This window comes from Cellulomonas sp., from assembly GCF_036279715.1.
In the GTDB taxonomy this organism is placed as follows: domain Bacteria; phylum Actinomycetota; class Actinomycetes; order Actinomycetales; family Cellulomonadaceae; genus Cellulomonas_A.
Genome location: NZ_DASUIR010000093.1, coordinates 1 through 4,241, shown reverse-complemented (window position 1 = coordinate 4,241; position 4,241 = coordinate 1). Strand labels below are relative to the sequence as shown.

Sequence of the window (4,241 nt, the reverse complement as noted above, 5' to 3'; positions counted from 1 at the left end):
GAGCGGGACCTGCGCGCGGCGCTCACGCAGGCGACGCGGGCGCTCGCCGCCCTCGACGTCGCCCGCTGGCGGCCGGACGCGGCCGAGGCGATCGCCGCGCTGCGCAGCGACGGCGACCCCGGCTGGCGGCTCCCCCGCGGGATCGACGCACGTCGCGTGCGCGTGCTGGCGAGCGCCGCGCGCCTGCGGGCGATCGTTGCGCTGGCGACCGCGGACGACGGCGGCGCGGTCAACCTGTGGCAGGCGGACCAGCGCTCGACGGCGCTGCGTGAGGTCGACCGGGCCGCGCGGCGCGCCATGTCGGCCGCGACGCTGCCCGCCCCCGACCCGGACGCCCGGGACGGCTCGCGCACCTAGCCCGCGAGCACCGACCGGTAGACCTCCAGGGTCCGCTGACCGATCGCGTCCCACGAGAAGTGGTCCTCGACACGGCGACGTGCGGCCTCCCCCATCACGGCTGCGCGCGTCGGGTCGGTCGACAGCTCGATGAGCGCGGCAGCGAGGTCGTCGACGAACCGGTCGGGGTCGAGCGGCGTGCCTGTGCCGTCCTGCACCTGGTTGATGGGCACGAGCAGCCCCGTGACGCCGTCGTCCACCACCTCGGGGATCCCCCCCGTCGCGGAGCCCACGACCGGAAGGCCGACGGCCATGGCCTCGAGGTTGACGATGCCCAACGGCTCATAGACGGACGGGCATGCGAACACCGTTCCGCTCGCAAGGACGGCGACGAGCTCGGCGCGGGGCAGCATGCGCTCGATCCACACGACGCCGTCGCGGCGCTTGCGGAGCGCCTCGACGAGCGCCGTGACCTCGGCAGCGATCGCCGGGGTGTCGGGTGCGCCGGCGCACAGGACGAGCTGGACCTCGGGGGGAAGCTGCTCGGCCGCGCGCAGGAAGTAGGGCAGGCCCTTCTGCCGCGTGATGCGGCCGACGAAGACGACCGAGGGCCGGTCCGGGTCGATCCCGAGCCCGCGGACCACGGCATCGGCCTGCGCGAGCGCCGCCTCGCCGGTCGGGCGCCGCCACCCGTCGAGGTCGATGCCGTTGTGCACGACGTGCACGCGCGCCGGGTCGACCGCCGGGTAGCTGCGCAAGATGTCGGTCCGCATGCCGGCGCTCACGGCGATCACGCCCGCGGCACCCTCGTAGGCCGTCTTCTCGGCCCAGCTCGACAGGGCGTAGCCACCGCCGAGCTGCTCGGCCTTCCACGGCCGCAAGGGCTCGAGGCTGTGCGCCGAGACCACGTGCGGGATGCCGTGCAGCAGCCCGGCGAGATGGCCGCCGAGGTTCGCGTACCACGTGTGCGAGTGCACGATGTCCGTGCCGGACACCCCGTCGGCCATGAGCAGGTCGACGCCGAACGTCGCGAGAGCAGGGTTCGCGCCCCCGAGGGTCCCGGGGACGTCGTAACCCGTCACACCGGCCTCGTCACGCGGGCCGTCGAAGCAGTGCACGCGGACGTCGATGCTGCGACGCAGCACTGCGGCGAGCTCGGTCACGTGCACACCGGCACCGCCGTACACGTGGGGCGGGTACTCCCGGGTCAACAGGTCGACACGCACGTTCGCTCCCTCTCCCCGGCCCGGCCACACCGGCCCATCTGGCGACACGCTAGCGCGTGGCGAGCCGGATATCGCGCCGGGCACCCCGTGGGCTTAGGGTCGTGCCATGGCAGCGCCGCGTGTCCTGGCAATCGTCCTCGCAGGTGGGGAAGGCAAGCGGCTCATGCCGCTCACGGCGCACCGGGCCAAGCCCGCGGTGCCGTTCGGGGGGATCTACCGACTGGTGGACTTCGCCCTGTCGAACCTCGTGAACTCCCGATACCTGCACGTCATCGTGCTGACGCAGTACAAGTCGCACAGCCTCGACCGTCACGTCGCGAAGACGTGGCGCATGTCGACGCTGCTCGGCAACTACGTCGCCCCTGTGCCCGCGCAGCAGCGGGTCGGCAAGCACTGGTACCTGGGGAGCGCCGACGCGATCTACCAGTGCCTGAACATCATCGACGACGAGCGGCCCGACATCGTCGTCGTCGTCGGTGCCGACCACGTCTACCGCATGGACTTCTCCCAGATGGTGGACCAGCACGTCGAGACAGGCGCCGAGCTCACGGTCGCCGGGATCCGGCAGCCGATCGCCATGGCCGACCAGTTCGGCGTCATCGAGACGGTCCCGGGCGACCCGACGCGCATCGCGGCGTTCCGCGAGAAGCCGACCGACCCCGTGGGCCTCGCTGACTCACCGGGCGAGATCCTCGCCTCGATGGGCAACTACGTCATCAACACCGACGCGCTCGTCGACGCCGTCACGCGCGACGCCGAGAACCCGACGTCCCGGCACGACATGGGCGGCGACCTCGTCCCCGCGTTCGTCGAGCGAGGGACCGCGGCGGTCTACGACTTCATCCACAACGACGTGCCCGGGTCGACGCCTCGCGACCGCGACTACTGGCGCGACGTCGGCACGCTCGACTCGTACTTCGACGCGAACCAGGACCTGATCTCGATCGAGCCGGTCTTCAACCTCTACAACGACCAGTGGCCCGTGTACACGGGCTACACCGGGCTGCCTCCCGCCAAGTTCGTGCACGCCGGCGCCGGGCGCCTCGGCCATGCCGCCGACTCGATCGTCTCCCCCGGCGTGCTGGTCTCCGGTGCGACCGTCACGGGCTCGATCCTGTCCCCCGGGACCTACCTGCACTCGTGGGCGCAGGTGACCGACTCGGTCCTCATGGACGGCGTCCAGGTCAGCCGCTACGCGCAGGTCCACCGCGCGATCCTCGACAAGAACGTCATCGTCCCCGAGCGGGCGGGCGTCGGTCTGGACCGCGAGCACGACCTCGCGCGGGGCTTCACGGTGACGGAGTCGGGCATCACGGTCGTCCCGAAGGGGACGGTCATCGAACCCTGAACGGTCGCCGCGCTCGCGGCGTCGGAGCACTACCCTCACCTCCGTGACCCCGTTGCCCCGTGCCCTGGACGGCCGACGCCTCGTCGTGCTGGACGTCGACTCGACCCTCATCACGGCTGAGGTCATCGAGCTCCTCGCCGCGCACGCAGGCTCGCGCGCCGAAGTCGCCGACATCACCGAGCGCGCGATGCGAGGCGAGCTCGACTTCGCCGCGTCCCTGCACGCCCGGGTCGCGACCCTGGCCGGTCTGCCGGTCAGCGTCTTCGCGGACGTCCTCGCCGAGATCACCCTCAGCCCCGGGGCCACCGAGCTCCTCGCCGAGCTCGCGAGACGTGGGTGGCCCGTCGCCCTCGTCTCGGGCGGCTTCCTCGAGGTCGTCGGACCGCTCGCGCAGCGGCTCGGTGTCACGCGCTACCGCGCGAACGGGCTCGAGGTCGCGGACGGGGTGCTCACGGGCCGCGTCCGGGGCCCGGTCGTCGACCGCGCCGGAAAGGCCGCGGCGCTGCGGGGCTTCGCGGCGGACGAGGAGATCCCGCTGGAGCGCACGATCGCGATCGGCGACGGTGCGAACGACCTCGACATGCTCACGGTCGCCGGGTTCGGGATCGCGTTCAATGCCAAGCCGGTCCTGGCGGGGCGCGCGGACGCCGTGGTGCGTGGCCGGCTCGACGACGTGCTGATGCTCGCGCCGTTTCGCACGACGTCGGGCGTCTGAGCCACCCCCTGCCCGCGGGGGGCAGACCGTTCAGGCAGGCGTGACGAGCCGGACGAGCCGCGCCCCGTCAGGCTCGAGCTGGGCCCAGTCGACGTCTGTCTCGAGGACGGAGTAGCTGCCCGTCGGCATCCCGACACGGACCCGCGCCAGGCATGGTTCGTCAGATCCGGGGCCGGCCAGCGTCGCTCCCGCTTCCGAGACCGTGGGTTCGTGGCCGACGAGCAGGACCGTGCGGACGTCCGACGACACTGCGCGGACCACCTCCAGCAACGCCCGGACCCCGGCCGAGTACAGCGCGTCGCTGATCTCCGCCACCGGCTGTGCACCGAGCGACGAGCGCATGAGGTCCCAGGTCTGGCGGGTCCGGACCGACGAGGAGCAGAGCACGAGCTCGGGGATCACACCCGCGGCCCGAAGCGTGGCACCCACGCCGGCCGCCTGGCGGCGACCGACGAGCGACAGCGGACGCAGGTGGTCGACGATCTCGCCCCCGTGCTCGGCCTTCGCATGACGGAGCAGGACGAGCCGGCGCGGGGTGGTGCTGAGGTCTTCCACGCCCCAAGAGTCGCATCGTGCGCGCTCCCGCGTCGACGTGAACGAACCGGCTCGGCTCGGC

At 72.5% G+C, this 4,241-nt stretch carries 4 protein-coding genes and 1 pseudogene; 3 read left to right on the top strand and 2 right to left on the bottom strand.

The window, feature by feature from the left end; genetic code table 11:
• A pseudogene (locus VFW79_RS09485) lies at window positions 1-357 on the top strand (hypothetical protein); the annotation flags it as partial.
• Here the strand turns inward: VFW79_RS09485 and glgA are convergent.
• Window positions 354-1,562, bottom strand: coding sequence for a glycogen synthase (gene glgA / locus VFW79_RS09480; RefSeq protein WP_329677064.1), 1,209 nt, complete (start codon window positions 1,560-1,562; stop codon window positions 354-356). The pseudogene VFW79_RS09485 and the gene glgA overlap by 4 nt on opposite strands.
• A 106-nt stretch (window positions 1,563-1,668) precedes the next feature.
• On the opposite strand from glgA, the gene VFW79_RS09475 reads away from it, so the two are divergent.
• Window positions 1,669-2,910: a glucose-1-phosphate adenylyltransferase gene (locus VFW79_RS09475; protein WP_329677063.1), complete on the top strand. Its 1,242-nt coding sequence runs from the start codon at window positions 1,669-1,671 to the stop codon at window positions 2,908-2,910.
• A gap of 43 nt (window positions 2,911-2,953) precedes the next feature.
• On the top strand, window positions 2,954-3,625 hold the full coding sequence (gene serB, locus VFW79_RS09470; protein ID WP_329677062.1) for a phosphoserine phosphatase SerB: 672 nt from the start codon (window positions 2,954-2,956) through the stop codon (window positions 3,623-3,625).
• 30 nt (window positions 3,626-3,655) lie between these two features.
• Here the strand turns inward: serB and VFW79_RS09465 are convergent, their stop codons facing one another.
• The gene (locus tag VFW79_RS09465) at window positions 3,656-4,180 is read right to left on the bottom strand and encodes a SixA phosphatase family protein (protein ID WP_329677061.1); all 525 of its coding nucleotides are present in this window, start codon (window positions 4,178-4,180) and stop codon (window positions 3,656-3,658) included.
• Between the last annotated feature and the right edge of the window lie 61 nt (window positions 4,181-4,241).